The organism is Curtobacterium sp. B18 (genome assembly GCF_000333375.1).
Classification (GTDB): domain Bacteria; phylum Actinomycetota; class Actinomycetes; order Actinomycetales; family Microbacteriaceae; genus Curtobacterium.
Map to the genome: position 1 here is coordinate 1 of NZ_BACZ01000146.1, position 1,912 is coordinate 1,912.

3 protein-coding genes are annotated in these 1,912 nt (G+C 74.0%); 1 reads left to right on the forward strand and 2 read right to left on the reverse strand.

Annotation, left to right across the window (positions count from 1 at the left end):
- Positions 1-824 (forward strand): NAD-dependent epimerase/dehydratase family protein (locus I5E_RS03990; RefSeq protein ID WP_022905855.1); only part of this gene is annotated, 824 nt, incomplete at its 5' end.
- Here I5E_RS03990 and I5E_RS25940 read toward each other — a convergent pair.
- Both I5E_RS25940 and I5E_RS04000 read right to left on the reverse strand, forming a co-directional pair.
- Complete coding sequence (locus I5E_RS25940) at positions 800-1,447, reverse strand: gamma-glutamylcyclotransferase family protein (protein ID WP_222836447.1); 648 nt, start codon at positions 1,445-1,447, stop codon at positions 800-802. The genes I5E_RS03990 and I5E_RS25940 overlap by 25 nt on opposite strands.
- Positions 1,448-1,523: 76 nt before the next feature.
- Complete coding sequence (locus I5E_RS04000) at positions 1,524-1,709, reverse strand: hypothetical protein (RefSeq protein WP_022905857.1); 186 nt, start codon at positions 1,707-1,709, stop codon at positions 1,524-1,526.
- Positions 1,710-1,912: the final 203 nt, after the last annotated feature.

Below are 1,912 nucleotides of genomic sequence, written 5' to 3' on the forward strand. Positions count from 1 at the left end.
GGGCGGTCGAGGGCGTCGAAGCGGTCGTGCACTTCCCCGCCGAGGTCTCGCTCGCAGGCGACCCGGCCGACTTCGTCCGCGTGAACGTCGAGGGCACCCGGGCCNTGCTCGACGCCGCACGCCGCGCGGGGGCGACACGGTTCGTGTTCGTGTCGTCGCCCTCGGTAGCGCACACCGGCTCGTCGCTCGTCGGGGCGGGCGCCGCACCGGCCGAGCCGGCGCGCGCCCGCGGGGACTACGCCCGCACGAAGGCCGCCGCCGAGCTCCTCGCCCTCGCCGCCGACGCCCCGGGGTTCGCGGTCACCGCCGTCCGCCCCCACCTGGTGTGGGGACCGGGCGACACCCAGCTCATCGGGCGGATCGTCGACCGGGCCCGCAGCGGACGGCTCCCGGTGCTCGACTCCGGCGCCGCCCTGATCGACACGCTCTACGTCGACAACGCGGCCTCGGCCATGGTCGCTGCGCTCGAGCACGCCGCCGACGACGCGGTGCACGGCGCCGCCCACGTCGTCACGAACGGCGAGCCCCGGCCCGTCGCCGACCTGCTCGCGGGCATCTGCGCGGCGTCCGGGGTCCCGGCACCCCGGCTGCACGTGCCGGCCGGTGTGGCCCGCGTCGCCGGATCGCTCGTCGAGGCCCTCTGGCGGGTACGACCCGGGCAGGACGAGCCGCCGATGACCCGGTTCCTCGCCGAGCAGCTGTCGACGGCGCACTGGTTCGACCAGCGCCGCACCCGCCAGGACCTGCGGTGGACGCCCGCGGTGTCGATCGACAAGGGGCTCGAACGGCTCGCTGCCGCTCAGACCTCGTCGGCGGCGACGTAGACCCAGGCCCGGGTACCCGACTCCAGCGTCACCTCGATGCGCTGGTGGTCGACGGGCTCGTGGTCGTCGACGTCCCGCAGCTGCCACTCGTACCCGAGCGTGAGGGCCGCACCCTCGACCCGGTCCTCGCTGGTGCCGCGTCGCAGGGACGGACGACGGCCCGGTCCGCCCGCTCGGATCACGTCCGGGTCGGTGCTCGTCGCGTCGTCGACCCGCCAGCCGGCCAGGGCGTCCTCGGCGGTCGGCACCGGGTCGCCGAACAGCGCGTCCTGCACCTCGGGCTGCCGGAGCGTGCCGACCGTGAAGACGACGTTCACACCGACGTTCGGGGCGGGGCGACGCAGACGGCCGGGAGCGATCGTCGGCGCGGCCGTCCAGACGATCGCGCCGGCCAGCCCGGTGAGACCGAGGTGGAGCAGCCCCGCGATGCCGAGGACGCTGCCCCAGACGATCCCGGAGTCGTCGCCGAGGCACCGCTCCTCGGGCCAGCTCTCGCCCGCCCCGAGGCACCCGTACCGGTTCGACAGCCCGACGACCAGCCCGACGACGCCGACGACGAGGAGGACGACGGCGAACGTGCCGAGCGCGACGACCCAGCGCTGTGCGGGGGAGAGACGGTGCATGCTGCGACCGTAGCGAACGACGGACGCGGTGCACGCCACCCAGATCGGGTCACGTGCACCGCGCCTCGTGTCGGTGTCAGTGCTTGGTCGCTCCGGCGATCTTCTTCCGGAGCTTCTTGCGGGCCTTCCGCGAACGTGGGTCGTTCCAGAGCTCGCGCGCGGTCTGGGCCTTGGACTTCTTGTTCACGGGACGGGTGGCGCGTGCGCCGAACCAGAACCCGAGGAACACGATCGCGCCGATGAGGATGATGCGGTTGCGCATGGTGACTCCTTCGATGGTGGTGCGGACGGCCGAGGGACTCAGCCGGTGAAGCGGTTCCAGAGCTCGGTGACGATGGGCCAGACGTCACCGGCACGGTCGGCGGACCCGACGGCGACGAGGACGACCGGCACGACCGTGACGGCGATGCTCACCAGGACGGCGAGGACCACCGCGATGGTCGCGGTGGCGGTGTGCCGCCGGGT